This is a genomic window from Luteimonas sp. R10, assembly GCF_045689605.1.
GTDB lineage: Bacteria > Pseudomonadota > Gammaproteobacteria > Xanthomonadales > Xanthomonadaceae > Luteimonas.
Window position 1 is genome coordinate 1,978,660 of sequence record NZ_CP141262.1, and the last position, 17,310, is coordinate 1,995,969.

General features: G+C 69.7%; 16 protein-coding genes and 1 pseudogene. 11 read left to right on the forward strand and 6 right to left on the reverse strand.

The features are described 5' to 3' along the window. Window positions 1-25 precede the first annotated feature (25 nt). The 3 genes from ybeY to U3649_RS08400 all read right to left on the reverse strand — a co-directional run bounded on the left by ybeY (window position 26) and on the right by U3649_RS08400 (window position 2,131). Window positions 26-508, reverse strand: coding sequence for an rRNA maturation RNase YbeY (gene ybeY, locus U3649_RS08390; protein ID WP_407354383.1), 483 nt, complete (start codon window positions 506-508; stop codon window positions 26-28). 171 nt (window positions 509-679) lie between these two features. Continuing rightward, window positions 680-1,072 carry a GFA family protein gene (locus tag U3649_RS08395; RefSeq protein ID WP_407354384.1) on the reverse strand — a complete coding sequence of 131 codons (393 nt, stop codon included), beginning with the start codon at window positions 1,070-1,072 and terminating at the stop codon, window positions 680-682. Between the two features lie 75 nt (window positions 1,073-1,147). Then, on the reverse strand, window positions 1,148-2,131 hold the full coding sequence (locus U3649_RS08400) for a PhoH family protein (protein ID WP_407354385.1): 984 nt from the start codon (window positions 2,129-2,131) through the stop codon (window positions 1,148-1,150). A 121-nt stretch (window positions 2,132-2,252) separates the two neighbouring features. Between U3649_RS08400 and U3649_RS08405 the strand changes: the two genes are divergently transcribed. The 4 genes from U3649_RS08405 (at window position 2,253) to U3649_RS08420 (ending at window position 6,369) form a co-directional block, all read left to right on the forward strand. After that, window positions 2,253-2,969, forward strand: a complete 717-nt coding sequence (locus tag U3649_RS08405; protein ID WP_407354386.1) for a TetR/AcrR family transcriptional regulator — start codon at window positions 2,253-2,255, stop codon at window positions 2,967-2,969. Then, window positions 2,959-4,041: an HlyD family secretion protein gene (locus U3649_RS08410; protein WP_407354387.1), complete on the forward strand. Its 1,083-nt coding sequence runs from the start codon at window positions 2,959-2,961 to the stop codon at window positions 4,039-4,041. The genes U3649_RS08405 and U3649_RS08410 overlap by 11 nt, the downstream gene beginning before the upstream one ends. Before the next feature lie 35 nt (window positions 4,042-4,076). Next, a complete protein-coding gene (locus U3649_RS08415) occupies window positions 4,077-5,006 on the forward strand; it encodes an ABC transporter ATP-binding protein (protein WP_407354577.1) in 930 nt (309 codons plus the stop codon). Between the two features lie 259 nt (window positions 5,007-5,265). Further along, window positions 5,266-6,369: an ABC transporter permease gene (locus U3649_RS08420; RefSeq protein ID WP_407354388.1), complete on the forward strand. Its 1,104-nt coding sequence runs from the start codon at window positions 5,266-5,268 to the stop codon at window positions 6,367-6,369. 146 nt (window positions 6,370-6,515) lie between these two features. Here U3649_RS08420 and U3649_RS08425 read toward each other — a convergent pair whose 3' ends face one another. Beyond that, window positions 6,516-7,433, reverse strand: coding sequence for a class I SAM-dependent methyltransferase (locus U3649_RS08425; RefSeq protein WP_407354389.1), 918 nt, complete (start codon window positions 7,431-7,433; stop codon window positions 6,516-6,518). A 4-nt stretch (window positions 7,434-7,437) separates the two neighbouring features. Beyond that, a complete protein-coding gene (locus U3649_RS08430) occupies window positions 7,438-8,853 on the reverse strand; it encodes an FAD-binding oxidoreductase (RefSeq protein ID WP_407354390.1) in 1,416 nt (471 codons plus the stop codon). A gap of 121 nt (window positions 8,854-8,974) precedes the next feature. On the opposite strand from U3649_RS08430, the pseudogene U3649_RS08435 reads away from it, so the two are divergent. Next, window positions 8,975-9,154 (forward strand): annotated as a pseudogene (locus tag U3649_RS08435) (helix-turn-helix domain-containing protein); the annotation flags it as partial. A gap of 638 nt (window positions 9,155-9,792) precedes the next feature. Here U3649_RS08435 and miaB read toward each other — a convergent pair. Then, a complete protein-coding gene (gene miaB / locus U3649_RS08440) occupies window positions 9,793-11,298 on the reverse strand; it encodes a tRNA (N6-isopentenyl adenosine(37)-C2)-methylthiotransferase MiaB (protein WP_407354391.1) in 1,506 nt (501 codons plus the stop codon). 129 nt (window positions 11,299-11,427) lie between these two features. Here miaB and U3649_RS08445 point away from each other — a divergent pair, with 129 nt between their 5' ends. The 6 genes from U3649_RS08445 to U3649_RS08470 all read left to right on the forward strand — a co-directional run bounded on the left by U3649_RS08445 (window position 11,428) and on the right by U3649_RS08470 (window position 17,016). Beyond that, complete coding sequence (locus tag U3649_RS08445) at window positions 11,428-12,366, forward strand: lytic transglycosylase domain-containing protein (RefSeq protein WP_407354392.1); 939 nt, start codon at window positions 11,428-11,430, stop codon at window positions 12,364-12,366. 274 nt (window positions 12,367-12,640) lie between these two features. Then, complete coding sequence (gene petA / locus U3649_RS08450) at window positions 12,641-13,294, forward strand: ubiquinol-cytochrome c reductase iron-sulfur subunit (RefSeq protein ID WP_407354393.1); 654 nt, start codon at window positions 12,641-12,643, stop codon at window positions 13,292-13,294. Window positions 13,295-13,393: 99 nt separating this feature from the next. Beyond that, window positions 13,394-14,584: a cytochrome bc complex cytochrome b subunit gene (locus tag U3649_RS08455; protein WP_407354578.1), complete on the forward strand. Its 1,191-nt coding sequence runs from the start codon at window positions 13,394-13,396 to the stop codon at window positions 14,582-14,584. A 103-nt stretch (window positions 14,585-14,687) separates the two neighbouring features. Further along, window positions 14,688-15,449 carry a cytochrome c1 gene (locus U3649_RS08460; RefSeq protein ID WP_407354394.1) on the forward strand — a complete coding sequence of 254 codons (762 nt, stop codon included), beginning with the start codon at window positions 14,688-14,690 and terminating at the stop codon, window positions 15,447-15,449. Window positions 15,450-15,622: 173 nt separating this feature from the next. Continuing rightward, entirely contained in the window at window positions 15,623-16,258 is a 636-nt protein-coding gene (locus U3649_RS08465; RefSeq protein ID WP_407354579.1) for a glutathione S-transferase N-terminal domain-containing protein, read from the forward strand. 314 nt (window positions 16,259-16,572) lie between these two features. Continuing rightward, a complete protein-coding gene (locus U3649_RS08470) occupies window positions 16,573-17,016 on the forward strand; it encodes a ClpXP protease specificity-enhancing factor (protein ID WP_407354395.1) in 444 nt (147 codons plus the stop codon). The last annotated feature ends 294 nt before the right edge of the window (window positions 17,017-17,310 follow it).

The window sequence follows — 17,310 nt, forward strand, 5'->3', positions numbered from 1 at the left end:
ACCGCTTCGTTTTCCCGCAAACGCCTCAGGCGTCGAGGTAGGGGTCGGCGATCCCGAGCCTGGCCAGGATCTCGCGTTCCAGCTGTTCCATGCATTCGGCCTCGCGCGCGTCTTCGTGGTTCCAGCCCAGCAGGTGCAGGGCGCCGTGCACGGTCAGGTGGGCGTAGTGCGCGTTCAGCGGCTTGCCCTGTTCGCGCGCTTCGCGCGCCACCACCGGCGCGCAGATCACCAGGTCGCCGAGCAACGGCAGGCGCACGCCGTCGGGCAGGCCCTCCGGCAGTTCGGCCGGGAAACTGAGCACGTTGGTGGCGTAGTCCTTGCCGCGGTAGTGGCGGTTGAGCGCGCGGCCCTCGCGGGCGCCGACGATGCGGATCGCGAGGTCGGCCTGGCGGATGCGGCCGGCCAGGGCGGCGGCGGCCCACTTGCGGAAGCTGGCCGCGGCGGGGATGCCCTTGCGCGGCACCGCATAGCCGACGGCGACGTCGAGACGGACGGGGCCCTTGGTCATTCCGCGATTGTAGGCCGTCGGGCTGCCGGGCGCCGTGATCGGGCGATATCGGATGGTGTCGCAGGTTCCGCCTTCCATGCCGAAGGCGCTGTCCTCGGGCATTGGGCTCGAGATGCCGAAAGGCATCCCCCTGCCATGCCGCAACGGCGCCTTCGTACCCTTACGTGCGACCTATTCCTCGAAGCGGCTCGCGGTGTCGCGATCGCGGTCGTATCGTCTCGTGAGCGGAAACGGCGGCAACCAGGACTCGCGACGGACGGTCCAGAGTTCGTAGGTGGGCATCAACTGGTCGGGGGCGTCCAGGGATCCCAGGTGCACTTCGATCTCGTCCGCGGTGCGCGCGAAAACGGACGAGCCGCAGCGGGGGCAGAAGAACCGCCCGGCGTAGTCGCGTGTTTCGCCCTCGATCGCCACCGCGTCCTGGGGGAACACCGCGGAAGCGTGAAACAGGGCCCCGTGATGCCTGCGGCAGTCGAGACAGTGGCAGAGGCCGACCCGGTACGGGGGTCCCGACGCCACGATTCGAACGTTGCCGCACAGGCAGCCACCCGTGAATCGATCCATGCTGCATCTCCTGAAATCGAGCGGGCGCAAATCCGCGGCCGGTTTCCAGCTTGCCGAGCGATCGGAAAGCCGGGCTCAGGCCGGCCCGGTCTCCGCATCCTGCGCGTCGCGCCGGTCGTAGGCGCCGACGATGCGCGCCACCACCGGGTGCCGCACCACGTCGCGCGACTCGAAGAAGGTGAAGCTGACGCCGTCGACGTCGCGCAGCACCTCGACCGCGTCGCGCAGGCCGGACTTCATGTTGCGCGGCAGGTCGATCTGGGTGAGGTCGCCGGTGACCACGGCGGTGCTGCCGAAGCCGAGCCGGGTCAGGAACATCTTCATCTGCTCGATGGTGGTGTTCTGCGCCTCGTCGAGGATCACGAAGGCGTCGTTGAGCGTGCGCCCGCGCATGTAGGCGAGCGGCGCGATCTCGATCACGCTCTTCTCCAGCAGCTTGATCACCTTTTCCACGCCGAGCATCTCGTACAGCGCGTCGTAGAGCGGGCGCAGGTAGGGATCGACCTTCTGCGCGAGATCGCCGGGCAGGAAGCCGAGCTTCTCGCCGGCCTCCACCGCCGGGCGCACCAGCACCAGCCGCTGCACCTTCGACTCGTTCAGCGCCTCGACGGCCATCGCCACCGCGAGGAAGGTCTTGCCGGTGCCGGCAGGGCCGATGCCGAAGTTGATGTCGTGGGTGGCGATGGCGTGCAGGTACTTCGCCTGGTTGGCGCCACGGCCGCGCACGGTGCCGCGCTTGACCTTCACCGCGACGTCCTGCGGTGCGAAATCCTCGGCTGCGCGCTCCAGGTTGGCGCGGCTCAGGCGGACGTTGATCGCATGCGTGTCGAGGGTCTCGATGGCGGCCTCCTCGTACAGCCCGCGCAGCAGCTTCTCCGCCTGCGCCACGACCTCCTCGTCGCGGCCGCTGACGCGGAACACGTTGCCGCGGTTGGCGATCTCCACGCCCAGGCGCAGTTCGATCTGGCGCAGATGGCTGTCGAACGGGCCGGCCAGGTTGGCCAGGCGCTCGCTGTCGGCGGGGTCGAGGCTGAAATCGCGTTGGCTGGAGCCGCTCATAGGAGGGGCAGGGTAGCGCGAGCCGGGTCGACGTGGCAGCCGGCAGCGGCGGCACGGCAGAGCGAAGGGGCGCTCATCGGCCGGACTTGCAAATAATTGATTGATGAATTAAATAGTGCTCATGCGCAAGCCGCCTTCCCCGAGCAGACCTCCTGCTGCACGCCGGAAAGCCCCCGGTGGAGCTGCACCGCCGGGCCACAAGCGCCCGCCCGGCCGTCCCGGCGGCGACGGCCCGGACCTGCGCGAGCGCCTGCTCGATGCCGCCCTGGCCTGCTACGTGCGCCGCGGCATCGCGGCGACCTCGGTGCGCGAGATCGCCACCGAGGCCGGCGTCACCCCGGCGCTCCTGCACTACTACTTCGGCGATGCGGCGAAGCTGCGCGATGCGGTCATCGAGCATCGCCTGATGCCGGTGTTCCGGAGCGTGCGCGAGCCGTTGCTGAAGACCGAAGAGGGCGACCTCGCCGCGCTGGTGGCGGGTTTCGTCAACGGCGTCTGCGGCCTCGTCGATCGGCATCCGTGGCTGCCGGCACTGTGGGTGCGCGAGGTGGTCAGCGAGGGCGGCGCATTGCGCGACCTGCTGGTGGCCCGGGTCGCGCCGGAACTGGCGCTGCTGATGTCCTCGCGCTTCGCCCAGGCGCAGGCGCAGGGGCGGCTCAACCCCGATCTCGACCCGCGCCTGCTGATGGTCTCGCTGATCGGGCTGACCCTGTTTCCCGCCGCCGGCGCACCGATCTGGCGGCGGCTGTTCGACGCGCAGGACCTGGGCATGGACGACGTGCGCATGCACGCGCTGGCGCTGCTCGATCGTGGACTGGAGCTGGACGATGCGAAATGAGAACGCGGGAACGAGGAGCGAGTGGAGAGGAGCGAACAACGAGCCAGGGCAGGAGACCCTGGGTTCTCGTTCACGCCTGGAGGGCCGGCCTGGCGGGCGCCACACCAGCTCCTCGTTCCTCTTCGCTCGTTTCTCCGCCCTCGCCGCGCTGCTGCTGGCGCTGGCCGCGTGCGCCGAGCAGCCCGAGCAGGCGCTGGGCACCCTGGAATACGACCGCATCAGCCTGCCGGCGCCGGCGGCCGAGCGCATCGTCGCGATCGACGTGCGCGAGGGAGAGCGGGTGGAGGCGGGCGCCGCATTGCTGACCCTGGAGCGCACCCGCGGCGACACGCAGCTGCAGGCCAGCCTGGCCGAGGTCGAGCGCCAGCGCGACGCCCTGGCCGAGCTGCGCGCCGGCGCGCGCCGCGAGGACATCGACCAGGCGCGCGCCAACCTGGCCGCGGCGCAGGCGCAGGCGCGCGATGCCCGCGCCTACTACGCGCGCCTGCAGCCGCTCGGCAGCCGGCAGCTGGTCGCCGCGTCCGACGTCGACCGCGCCCGCGCCGCCGCCGGCAACGCCCAGGCGCAGGTGGCGGCGGCGCAGGCGGCGCTGGACGAGCTGCGCAACGGCGCGCGTCCGGAGCAGATCGCCCAGGCCGAGGCGGCGTTGCGCGCGGCCGAGGCCCAGGCGCGGACGCAGCAGGCGACTTCCGAAAAGCTGGACGTGGTCGCGCCGCGCGCCGGCCGCGTCGACAGCCTGCCGTACCGGCTCGGCGACCAGGCGCCGGTCGGCGCGCCGCTGGCGGTGCTGCTGGTGGGCGAGGCGCCGTACGCGCGCATCTACGTGCCCGAGCCGATTCGCGCCGACGTCGCCGTCGGCGACCCCGCGCGCATCTTCGTCGACGGCCGCGACCGGGCGTACCCCGGGCGCGTGCGGATGATCCGCAGCGAACCGAGCTTCACGCCGTACTACGCCCTGACCGGCGAGGACGCCGCGCGCCTGAGCTACCTGGCCGAAGTGCAGCTCGAAGCCGAAGCCGCCGAACTGCCGGCCGGGCTGCCGGTGCGGGTCGAGTTCGATGGCGACGAATGACCCGACTCCCCCTGCAGGAGGGGCAGGAGCCGGCCATCCGCGCGCGTGGCCTGACCAAGCGTTTCGGCGAGCTGGTGGCGGTCGACGCTGTCGACCTGACCGTGCCGAAGGCCCACGTGTACGGTTTCCTCGGTCCGAACGGCTCCGGCAAGTCCACCACCATCCGCATGCTCTGCGGCCTGCTGACGCCGAGCGCGGGCGAGATCGAGGTGCTGGGGCTGGAGATCCCGGAGCAGGCCGAGAAGCTGCGCCTGCGGATCGGTTACATGACCCAGCGGTTCTCGCTGTTCGAGGACCTGAGCGTGCGCGAGAACCTGGAGTTCCTGGCGGCGGTGCAGGGCATGCCGAAGCAGGACTCCAAGCGACGCATCGACGCGCTGGTCGAGCAGTACCATTTCCGCGGCCGCGAGAAGCAGCTCGCCGGCACCATGAGCGGTGGACAGAAGCAGCGCCTGGCGTTGGCCGGGGCGGTGATCCACGAGCCGGAACTGCTGTTCCTGGACGAACCGACCAGCGCGGTCGACCCGGAGTCGCGCCGCGACTTCTGGGAGAAGCTCTTCGACCTGGCCGACGCCGGCACCACGATCCTGGTGTCGACGCACTACATGGACGAGGCCGAGCGCTGCCATCGCATCGCCATCCTCGACCGCGGCGCGCTGGTCGCCGACGGCACGCCGGTCGAGCTGACCGCGGAGCTGGAGGGGCGCAGCGTCGAGGTCGCCGCCGAGCAGCCGCGGCGCGCGCAGAAGATGCTGATGGACGTGCCCGGCGTGCTCAGCGTGGCGCAGATCGGCAACAGCCTGCGGGTGCTGACCGGCGAGGACGGCGATGCCGTGCAGCGCATCCAGGCGGCACTCTCGCAGGCGGGGCTGGAGGCCGAAGTGGCCGCGTCGCAGCCGAACCTCGAGGACGTGTTCGTCTCCGCCACCCGCGGCCGCCCGCGCGAAACGGAGGCGGCCGAGTGATCCCGCCCATGCCAAGGCAGGAGCAAATCCCCCCTGCCCCCCTTTTTCAAAGGGGGGAATACGGCGGCCGCCGGGCGACACCCGAGGCGGCGAACACGGCTGCTACGGAGCGTAGGGGGAACAGGGGAACGATCACTGCCAGATTGGAGGCGCCGCGCGGATGCCCTTACCCCCCTTTGAAAAAGGGGGGCAGGGGGGATTTGCTCTTCGCCGCGGGCACCAAAGACGGCACCCGGCCGCAAGCCTCGGGGACCGCCCGATGAACCTGCGCCGCCTGTTCGCGATCGTGCTCAAGGAGCTGCGGCAGATGCGCCGCGACCGCGTCACCCTGGCGATGATCGTCGGCATCCCGGTGATGCAGCTGGTGCTGTTCGGCTACGCCATCAACCTCAACCTGCGCGGCCTGGACGCCGGCATCGCCGACCAGGCGAACACCGCGGCCTCGCGCGCGGCGGTCATGGACATGGTCGCCACCGGCGTGATCGCGCCGGCGGCCGAGGCCGACACGCCGCAGCAGCTGATGGAGATGCTGCGCCGGGGCGAGATCAGCGTCGGCGTGGTGGTGCCGCCGGACTTCGAGCGCCGGGTGAGCGAGGGCCGCGAGGCGGTGCAGGTGCTGGTCGACGGCAGCGACACCGTGGTCCAGAGCGCGGCGATCCAACTGGCACAGCTGCCGCTGCAAGGCGCCGCCGCCGGCGGTGGCCGGCCGCCGCAGGCGGGCAGCGGGCAGATCGCCGTGGTCGCGTTCTACAATCCCGAGCGGCGCTCGGCGGTCAACATCGTGCCGGGGCTGATCGGCGTGATCCTGACGATGACCATGGTGCTGTTCACCGGGGTGGCGATCGTACGCGAGCGCGAGCGCGGCAACATGGAGCTGCTGATCGCCACCCCGGTCAGCCGTTCAGAGCTGATGGTCGGCAAGGTACTGCCGTATGCGGCGATCGGGCTGGTGCAGACCACCGTGATCCTGCTGCTCGGGCTGTGGCTGTTCCAGGTGCCGGTGCTCGGCAGCGTGCTGCACGTCTACCTGGCCGCGGTGCTGCTGATCCTCGCCAACCTCACCCTCGGCCTGCTGATCTCGACCAGGGCGCAGTCGCAGTTCCAGGCGATGCAGATGACCTTCTTCGTGTTCCTGCCGTCGATCCTGCTGTCAGGCTTCATGTTCCCGTTCGCCGGCATGCCGCGGGTGGTGCAGTGGTTCGCCGAAGCGCTGCCGCTGACGCATTTCCTGCGCCTGATCCGCGGCATCATGCTGCGCGGCGCCAGCCTGTGGGAGCTGTGGCCCGAAGTGCTGGCGCTGCTGGCGTTCACCGCGGTGATGATGACCCTGGCGATCCTGCGCTTCCGCAAGCGACTGGACTGAACATTTCCGGCAGGCGGCGCACATACGCGCACAGGCAGGCTCCGTTGCCGCCGCACGCAATCGGCGTGCGATGCGCGACCCACCCATCGCCGCCGTGACATCCGGCGCCGACGACGATGATGGGCATCGCTGCGTTCCACTCCATCCTACCGGTCGGATGGGGAAGGGCTCCGGTGTTTTCGGCTCGTGGCACGCGCAGGCAGCGTCGCACGGAAAAGCCATTCGCCGGGACATGGGTCGGGGTCGTGCGGATGGTCCGGGTCCGCGATGGCGTCGATGCGCAGGCCGGGCGCGCGCAGCGCGCCCGGCAGCGCCTCCGCCCCGCAGCCCCAGAGGAATGGTTCGCCGCGTTGCCGCAGCCAGTGCCGCAGCCAGGGGCGTTGCGCGCGAAAGCGTGGCAGGGCATCGGTACCGGTCGCCATCGCGGTGGCGATGATGGTGGACGGTGCCGACAGCGACGTCGCCAAGCCGCCGAACAGCGCCTGCAGCGAGGGCGGCGACAGATACATCAGCAGACCTTCGGCGACGACGACGCTGGGTACATCGCCATCGAATCCGTCCGCGTTGGCCAGCAATGCCGGCAGCGACTGCGATTCCAGGTCGGCCTCCACCAAGCTCAGCCGCGGGTGGTCCAGCCCGAGCCGTCGCATTGCCAGGCGCTTGACCTTCTGGTGGACGGCGAGGTCGATCTCGATCGCCCGTAGGAGCCGCAGGTCCGCCTGCACCAGTATCGTCGCCAGCGCATCGAAGCCGGCGCCGAGCACGATCAGCTGGCGCGCACCGGCATCGATGCCCTCTTTGGCCCAGGCGCGGATGCGGCGCTTGCGCCAGCGATAGTGGGCGGCGATGCCGGGCAGCGTGAGCGCCTGCGCGCAGCGCAGCAGCGTGCGCCCGCAGCGGTTGTCGAGCAGGCGCAGCAGGCGTTCGCCGAGATGGCCGCAATCCGACAGGCAGGCGCGGGCGAGCAGCGCCTGCAGCCGTTGCTCCGCACCGGCCGGCGGCGCCTCCAGCAACGTGCCGGAGGCCACCACCATCGCGGTCGAGATGCGGCCCTTGCCCGCCATCGCCTCAACCTTCGAACAGGGCGAGATGATGGCGATACCAGTCGCTCGACCAGCGGCAGTCCGGGTCGAGCGCGCGCTTGGCGCGCAGGAACTCCGGGAACCGCGGGTGCGCGGCCTCGACCTGCTCGCGCGTCGCCCAGCGGTGATAGGTGAGGTGGTAGCCGCCGCCGCGTTCGAGCGCGGCGTCGATCAGCGCACGGAAGGCGTCGCGCGCCGCGGCGATGCCGGCGGCATCGTGGCGGACGTGCAGGTTGAACACCACGCAGGCCCACGGTTCGCGTGCCCAGGCCAGCAGGCTGACGGCATCGCGCTCGATCAGGCGCACCGTGCCGTACACCGCCTGCGCTCGATGCCGGCGCAGGCTCTCGGCGGCGGCGCCGAGGAAGTCGGCCAGGTGCGTGCGCGGCACGTACAGCTCGGTGATCATCTCCGAGCCGCGGTGTCCGGCCGCGGCATCGATGGCGTCGTGGTAGTGGCCGAGGTAGAAGCCGGTCTGCTGCGCGTCCGAAGCGTAGTGTTGCCCGTGCGTGGACAGGTAGAACGCGGCGTACTCGTCGAATGCACGCGCTGGATCGGTATGCGCCAGATGCAGCAGCCGCGAGAAGTCGTCGTCGCGCAGCTGCTGCTGCGGCGAACCGATGACGGCGTCCGCGACCGGGCGATAGCAGGACAGGATGCCGAGGTCGAGGAAGTCGTCGCCGCCGGGATCGATCGAGAACTGGAAATCGCCATGGCTGCAGCCCGTGGCGATCGCGGCGTCGAAATCGGCGATCAGCCGCGATGCCCGCGTCATGCGAACCTCGCGCCGCAGGGTGCGGCGCGGAACCAGGTGCAGGGTCAGCCGGAGCACGAGCCCGAACAGGCCGTAGCCGCCGGCGACGAGCGCGAACAGCTCGCGGTTCTCGTGGCGGCTGGCGGTCGACAGCCGTCCCTGGCCGTCGACCAGTTCGATCGACTCGACGTCGTCCACGAACGGCGCGAAGCCCAGCCCACGGCCGTGGATGTTCGAGGCCAGCGCGCCGCCGAGGCTGAAGTCGTCGGCACCGGTCTGCTTCTGGCGGATCGTCCAGCCGGCGTGGTTGCCGGGATAGCGTGCCAGCCACTGCAGCAGCGCCGGCCAGCGGATCCCGGCCTCGACGGTGATCAGCCCGCGCTGCGGATCGAACGACAGCACGCGGTCCAGCGCCGCGGTGTCCAGCACGCATCCGCCGGACAGGAACTGCTGTCCGCCCATCGCATGGCGCGCCCCCATCGGCACCAGCGAGGCGCCGGCGGTGGCGCAATCGCGTACCAGCCGGCAAGCCGCGGCGGCCGACGGCGGCTGCAGCACCGCGGCGGGCCTGGTCGGGTTCAGGCGCGAATGGACGTCGTTGAGCGCGGGTTCGGGCGATGGGGCGATGGCTTGCTGGACGTCGTGCATCGGTGTGCGCCGCCGGTGGAGGTGACCGGAAGCCTGTCGGAAGGTATCGAGATCTGCAATTTGCTATTCTCAGGTATCGAAATATGATCCTTCACGTGGCGGACGCGGAGACTGCAAGGGAATGGGAGACGCCGAACGCCTGCTCGCCGCGCTGAAGCGGACGCTGAAACAGCGCGGCATGCGCTATGCCGACCTGGCAGCGGTGTTGGGCGTGTCCGAGCCGACGGTCAAGCGCATGCTCTCGCAGGGGCGCTTCGATCTGACGCGGCTGGAACGGATCTGCACGGCGCTCGACCTCGACTTCTTCGAGCTGGCGCGCATCGCCCGCGGCGCGCGCGACCTGCGCGGCCGGCTGAGCCTGCGCCAGGAGTCGGCGCTGGCCGACGAGCCGCGGCTGATGATCGTGTTCCACCTGCTGTGTCAGGACTGGACGGTGGCGGCGATCCGCGACGAATTCGGTCTCGACCCGCCGCAGGCGGTGGGCCTGCTGGCGAAACTCGACCGGTTGCGGCTGGTCGAGCTGCTGCCGGGCGACCAGGTGCGCCTGCGGGTGCCGCGCGATTTCGCCTGGCGCGAGGACGGACCGGTGCGCACGCGCTACCTGCACGAAGCCAGCCACGAGTTCCTGCGCGATCCGTTCGAAGGCCGCGACGCGCTGTTGAGCCTCGAGATCCGCGAGCTCGGCGACGCCTCGGTGGCGATGCTCAGGCGCCGGCTGGAACGGCTGGTGGTGGAGTTCAACGAGTGCGCCGATCTCGACGTGAGCTGCCGCCGCCGCGCCGTCGCAGCGTCGGACTGCTGCTGGCGATGCGGCCGTGGGTGTTCTCGCTGCTCGAGTCGCTGCGCGCCGTCCCTTAGGGCGGGCAAGCTCCACCCCTGCGGAGGCGCGGGTCGGCGGGCGCGCCGCGCGGCGGGGCTGGGTGCGCGCGCTTCGCGCGGCTACAGCGAAGCCGTCGTCGCCACGCGCCCGCGCAGCGAGTTGCTCATCGCCTCGGTGATCGTCACGTCGACGAACCGCCCGATCAGCCGCGGGTGCCCGGCGAAGTTCACCGAACGCATGTTCTCGGTCTTGCCGGTCAGCTCGTTCGGGTCCTTCCGCGACGGGCCTTCCACCAGCACCGACTGCACGCTGCCGACCATCGCCTGCGAGATCCGCGCCGCGTTGGCGTTGATGTGCGCCTGCAGCCGCGACAGCCGCGCGTGCTTTTCCGCGGCATCGGTCGCGTCTTCGAGATCGGCGGCGGGCGTGCCGGGGCGGCGCGAGTAGATGAAGGAGAAGCTCTGGTCGAAGCCGACGTCCTCGATCAGCTTCATCGTCTTCTCGAAGTCCGCATCGGTCTCGCCTGGAAAGCCGACGATGAAGTCGGACGAGATCGAGATGCCGGGACGTACCGCCCGCAGCTTGCGGATCTTCTGCTTGAACTCGAGCGCGGTGTAGCCGCGCTTCATCGCCGCCAGGATCCGATCGCTGCCCGACTGCACCGGCAGGTGCAGGTAGTCCGCCAGCTGCGGCACGTCGCGATAGGCCTCGATCAGCGAGTCGGAGAACTCCAGCGGATGCGAGGTGGTGAAGCGGATGCGGTCGATGCCGTCGATCTCGGCGATGGTGCGGATCAGCAGGCCGAGGTCCGCATGGTGCTGTTCGCTCGGGCCAAGGCCCTCGCACGCACCGTCGTCGGCCCGTCCATCCATGGGCCCGCGATAGGCGTTGACGTTCTGTCCGAGCAGGTTGATCTCGCGCACGCCCTGCGCCGCCAGTCGCACCACTTCCACCAGCACGTCCTCGAACGGCCGGCTGACCTCCTCGCCGCGGGTGTAGGGCACCACGCAGAAGCTGCAGTACTTGCTGCAGCCCTCCATGATCGAGACGAAGGCGCTCGGGCCCTCGGCGCGCGGCTCCGGCAGGCGGTCGAACTTCTCGATCTCAGGGAAGCTGATGTCGACCTGGGGCCGGCCGGAGTCGCGGCGGGCGCGGATCAGTTCCGGCAGCCGGTGCAGGGTCTGCGGCCCGAACACGAGGTCGACGTAGGGTGCGCGCTTGACGATCGCCTCGCCCTCCTGCGACGCCACGCAGCCGCCGACCCCGATCAGCACCGGGCGGCCGCCCTGCTTGAGCGTCTTCCAGCGGCCGAGCTGGCTGAACACCTTCTCCTGCGCCTTCTCGCGGATCGAGCAGGTGTTGACCAGGACCACGTCGGCCTCGGCGGCATCGTCGGTCAGTTCCAGGCCGTCGCTGGCGGCGAGCACGTCGGCCATCTTGGCCGAGTCGTACTCGTTCATCTGGCAACCGTGGGTCTGGATATAGAGCTTGCCGCGTGCGGGCGGGCCGGCCTCGGGACCGCCCTCGCCCCATCGTCGGCGCTGCGGACCATCACCGCCGCTCCCGCTGCGCAGGAGAGGGGCGTCGGTGGACGGCCTGCGGCCGCCGGCTTGCTGGTGGGTCATGGCGTCTCCGGGGCGCGGTGCTGAGTCCGGGTCGGAATGGCTAGTTTCTGGCCGAACAGTGTAGCCGGTCACGGCCCGGCGCCGTCGGAGGGCTTGGCAACGCCGGGAAATGGGGCGAGACTCCGCCGCATGAAGGGGGCCAGGGGAACCATCCTCACCGCACTGTGCGCACTCGCGGCCTTTCCGGCGGCGGCGGGCACCCTGTACCGCTGCGACAGCGGCGACGGCGTGCCCCAGTACGTCAGCAAGCGGATCGGCGGCGCCAGCTGCACCGTGATCAGCAGCTATCGGCCGGAGCCCGCTCGCGCGCGATCCACGGCGGCGCCGGCCGCCGCCGGGCGGGTCACCGCCGACAATCGCGTGCAGGGTTCGCCGGCCACGCTGCACAGCAACCCGCCGGCGATCTTCATGGGCGGGGGCGCTACCGCAACAGCCGCGCCAGCCACCGCCCCGGCGAAGGCCGCGCAGCCGCGCACCCGCCACGTGCAGGGGCAGGTCTATTCCTACATCAAGGACGGCGTGCGCCATTACACCAGCCGCGCGCCGAAGGGCGTGGCCGGCGCGAGCGCGGTGCGCACCATCCGCTACAGCTTCATCGAGACCTGCTACGCCTGCGGCGCCGCGCCCGGGGTCAGCTTCGGCACGGTGCGGTTGAACACCGATGCCTACCGCGACGAGATCGCCGCCGCGGCCCGCCGCTTCGGGGTCGAGGAGGCGATCGTCCGCGCGATCATCCACGCCGAGTCCGCGTTCAATCCCAACGCGCTGTCGCGGGTCGGGGCCCAGGGGCTGATGCAGCTGATGCCGGCCACCGCGCAACGCTTCGGCGTCGGCAATCCGTTCGATCCGGGGCAGAACATTCTCGGCGGCGTCGAGTACCTGGCCTGGCTGCTGAAGCGCTTCAACGGCGACCTGACCCTGGCCGCGGCCGGCTACAACGCCGGCGAGGGCGCGGTCGACCGCCACGGCGGCGTGCCGCCGTACAGCGAGACCCGGCGCTACGTCGAGCGGGTGGGGGTGCTGGCCGAGCGCTACCGCGGCCATCTGGCCGCCAATACCGCGCCCTGACGCTCCACGGCGCCATGGGCGGCCGGCCCGGGCGCGATCCGAATCCCCGTAGAGCCGAGCTTGTTCGACTACGCGGGCTCCGGAGCCGGAGGCAGCGGAGCGAGCTCCGCTCTACGCGGGAGCGGGCGCCCGGGCCTTTTTGTTGTCAAGACGTTGTCGGCCGATTCAGCGTTCCGTTACACTTTACCGTCTTTGCGGCCGCTTCCGGCGACGGGAGCCGGCATGCGGCAGCCAGAATTCAGAGTAGCTACCGAAAGGGTTTGCGGAGTGCAGGATGGTCAATGAAGCGGTGATCGATCCCGCCGGCGGTGAGGATTCAGTCAATACGGGGCGGCGCCGGTTCCTGACCGCGACCACTGCGGTGGTCGGCGCGGTCGGCGCGGGCTTCGCGGCGGTGCCGTTCATCAAGTCCTGGAACCCGAGCGCGCGCGCGCTGCTCGCCGGTGCGCCGGTGACCGTGGACATCAGCGCGCTGCAGGAAGGCCAGCGGCTGGTGGTGGAATGGCGCGGCCAGCCGATCTGGATCGTCAAGCGCTCCGAGGCGATCCTCGAGGCGCTGCCGACCCTGGACGACCAGTTGCGCGACCCGGACTCGGAGAACACCGACCAGCAGCCGGAATACGTCCGCGAAGCGAGCCCGGAATTGCGTTCGATCCGCCCGGAGATCTCGGTGCTGGTGGGCCTGTGCACCCACCTGGGCTGCTCGCCGGAGATGGTCGCCGAGATCCGCCCCGAGCCGTTCGACCCGAACTGGAAGGGCGGCTATTTCTGCCCCTGCCACAAGTCGAAGTTCGACATGGCCGGCCGGGTCTACAAGGGCGTGCCGGCGCCGATCAACCTCGCCGTCCCGCCGCACCACTACGCCGACGACAACACCATCGTCATCGGCGTCGATCCCTCGCAGTCCAACAACACGGGGGCCGCATAAATGGCGAACGTCGACGACAAGGTTTCCGCGCCCAACGACCCGGCCACCGGCATCATCGCCGCGTTCCGGGCCTGGTTCGACGATCGCACGCCCGGCCTGATGCCGGCGTACCGCAAGCACATGACGGAGTACTTCGCGCCGAAGAACTTCAACGTCATGTACTACTTCGGTTCGCTGGCGCTGCTGGTGCTGGTGAACCAGATCGTCACCGGCATCTTCCTGACGATGCACTTCAAGCCGAGCGCCGCCGAGGCCTTCAGCTCGGTCGAGTACATCATGCGCGACGTCCAGTGGGGCTGGCTGATCCGCTACATGCACTCCACCGGCGCGTCGCTGTTCTTCATCGTCGTCTACCTGCACATGTTCCGCGGGCTGATGTACGGCAGCTACCAGAAGCCGCGCGAGCTGGTGTGGATCCTGGGCATGCTGATCTACCTGGTGCTGATGGCCGAGGCCTTCATGGGCTACGTGCTGCCCTGGGGGCAGATGTCGTTCTGGGGCGCCAAGGTGATCATCTCGCTGTTCGGCGCGATCCCGGTGATCGGCAACGGCCTGACCGAATGGATCATGGGCGACTTCCTGCCCGGCGACGCGACCATCAACCGCTTCTTCGCGCTGCACGTGATCGCGCTGCCGCTGGTGCTGCTGCTGCTGGTGGTGCTGCACCTGGGCGCGCTGCACGAGGTCGGCTCCAACAATCCCGACGGCGTCGACATCAAGAAGGGGCCGAAGGGCAACCGCTGGTCCGCCAAGGCGCCGGTCGACTCCATCCCCTTCCATCCGTACTACACGGTCAAGGACCTGGTGGGCGTCGGCTTCCTGTTGATCCTCGCGGCCTTCATCATCTTCTTCACCCCGGAGATGGGCGGCTGGTTCCTCGAGCACGACAACTTCATCGAGGCCAATCCGCTGGTCACGCCGGAGCACATCAAGCCGGTCTGGTACTACACCCCGTACTACGCGATGTTGCGGGTGGTGCCGGACAAGCTCGGCGGCGTGCTGGTGATGTTCGGCGCGATCGCGATCCTGTTCGCGGTGCCGTGGCTCGACCGCGCCAAGGTCAAGTCGTACCGCTACCGCGGCCTGCTGTCGAAGGTGCTGCTGGGGCTGTTCGCGATCAGCTTCATCTGGCTGGGCAAGATCGGCGCAGGCCCCGGCACCGACCCGGTCGAGACCATCATCGGCCGCTTCCTGACCTTCTTCTACTTCGCGTTCTTCATCACCATGCCGTTGTGGACCAGGATCGACCGGACCAAGCCGGTGCCGGAGCGGGTGACGACCCATGACTAAGTCGGGAATCGGACTGCGGAGACAGGATGTCGAAGCGAACATCCGCGAAGCGGATGGCCCGAAGGGCGCGCCGCAGGAGCGGCGCGTCAATCGGGAATCGGGAATGGTGAACAGCCGATACCGGAGCTTCGTCCGCAGTGCGGCCGCGCTCGTCGTCAGCCTGTTGATGCCGGTCGCCGCGCTCGCCGCCGAGGGTGGCGAGTTGCAGCAGTCCGGTGCCGACATCGCCGATCGTGCGTCCCTGCAGCGTGGCGCGCAGCTGTTCATGAACTACTGCTCCGGCTGCCATTCGCTGAAGTACCTGCGCTACTCGCGCATGGCCGACGACCTCGGGCTCAGCGAGGAGGAGGTCATGCAGAACCTCAACTTCTCCGGCGCCGACTACGGCGAGCACATCGTCGCGTCGATGCCGGCCGCGCACGCCGAGGACTGGTTCGGCAAGGCGCCGCCCGACCTGTCGCTGATCGTGCGCACCAAGGCCGGCGGCTCCGACTGGGTCTACACCTTCCTCAAGTCCTTCTACCAGGACGAGTCGAGCACGCTGGGCTGGAACAACACGCTCTATCCGAACGTGTCGATGCCGAACCCCTTGTGGGAGATGCAGGGCCTGCAGCGCCCGGTGTACGGCGAGCCCGACGAGATCGGCGAGCCGACGGTCGAGCATCTGGAGCTGGCGCAGCCTGGCACGCAGAACGCCGCCGAGTTCGACCGTACCGCGCGCGATATTTCAGCTTTCCTCGAGTACGCCAGTGAGCCGGCCGCGCTCAAACGCCAGGGCATCGGCGTGTGGGTCATTCTGTTCCTGGCGTTCTTCACGTTCCTCGCCTGGTTGTTGAAGAAGGAGTACTGGCGGGACGTGCACTAGGCGGACCCTCCGCGGGAGCCCGGCCAGCCAGCCGGGCTTTTCCGAGTCAGGCCGTCGCAGAACGGCCGATGCGAGAAGGGGAGGGGACGGCTCGGGAACCGGGGCGACTGCCCGCAGTGGGCGGGCGGCGTCGATGCGGCCGGCGGTATCCGGCTGCGGGAGAGAGCCCGATGATGGCTGCGAGTCCGCGTATGCGTAATGCCCTGACCTTGTTTTCGTCCGTCGACGACGTGCTCTGCCACCGCGTGCGCCTGGTGCTGGCCGCGAAAGGCGTCACCTACGACCTGATCCAGGTGGATCCGCAGAATCCTCCCGAGGACCTGATCGACCTCAACCCGTACCACTCGGTGCCGACCCTGGTCGAGCGCGACCTGGTGCTGTACGCCGCCTCGGTGGTCTGCGAATACCTCGACGAACGCTACCCGCATCCGCCGCTGATGCCGGTCGACCCGCTGTCCCGGGCGCGCCTGCGCCTGGCCATGCTGCGCCTGGAGCACGACTGGGTGCCGCAGATCCAGGCGATCCAGATCGGCAACAAGCAGCAGGCCGAGGCCGGCCGCAAGCGCCTGAAGGAACTGCTGACCGCATCGGTGCCGCTGTTCAAGGCCAGCAAGTTCTTCCTCAGCGCGGAGATGAGCCTGGCCGACTGCGCGATGGCGCCGATCATCTGGCGCCTGCGCGCGCTGGACGTGCCGCTGCCGAAGGACGGCAAGGCGATCGAGGACTACGGCAACCGCATCTTCCGTGGCCCGGGGTTCGCGCGCAGCCTGACGCCGCAGGAAAAGAACCTGCGGGAACTGCCGAGCTGAGACCGCGCCGCGCCAGGTAGGCTTTTTCCGTTGCGGTGGGATCAGGCCCGTCGCCACGGGCGGTGCGAATCGGCAGCCGAGTTCTTCGCGCTGGGTTGGCCGCCGTAAGGCTTGAAGCGTCGGTTATTCATAGCGGAACCCGTGGCGACGGCCCGTCTCTCACCGCGGTGGAAAGGACTGCTTGGCGCGGCGATTCATTGGCGAAACCCGTGGCGACGGCCCGTTTCTCACCGCAACGGAGAGGACTGCCTGGCGCGGCGACGGCCCGTCTCTCACCGGGCGGAAAGGACTGCCTAGCGCGGTACACTTCCTGCATGAGCGATGAGCACGCACCACGCATGACCAGCCATCGCCCGTACCTGCTGCGGGCGCTTTACGAGTGGATCGTCGACAACGGCATGACGCCGCACGTGCTGGTCGACGCCGAGCAACCGGGCGTGCGCGTTCCCACGCACGCGGTGAAGGAAGGCCGGGTGGTGCTCAACATCGCCGAGCGCGCGGTGACCCGGCTGGAAATGGACAACGCCGGCGTCCGCTTCAGCGCGCGCTTCGGCGGCGTCAGTCATCCGGTCGACGTGCCGATCTCGGCGGTGCTGGCGATCTACGCGCGCGAGACCGGGCACGGCATGGTGCTGCCGGAAGACGTCGGCGGGCCCGCGCCGGACCCGGACGACGAGCCGCCGGCGCCCGACGACGGCCCCGGCGGCGACGATGCGCCGGCGCCCAAGCGAGGCTCGCACCTGCGCGTGGTCAAGTAGCGGCAGGGCGGACATCTTCCCCTCCGGGGAGGGGCAGCGGTATACCGCGGTCGGAATCGCGACGCGAGACGCCGTCCGGCGCGGCTTGCATTCGCGAGATCAACGGCAGCGCACGGTGCGCATCTCCGCCTTGTGGGAGCGACGGAAGTCGCGACCCCGAGATGCCGGATAGCGATGACTTGCCAGGCTTCGACCGCGTCCCGATGCGGTCTTCCGGTCGCGGTATGCCGCCGACATCCGCGCCAGGGGGCGAGGATCGTGACCTGGATCGGTTCCCGCAAGTACGGGCGGAAG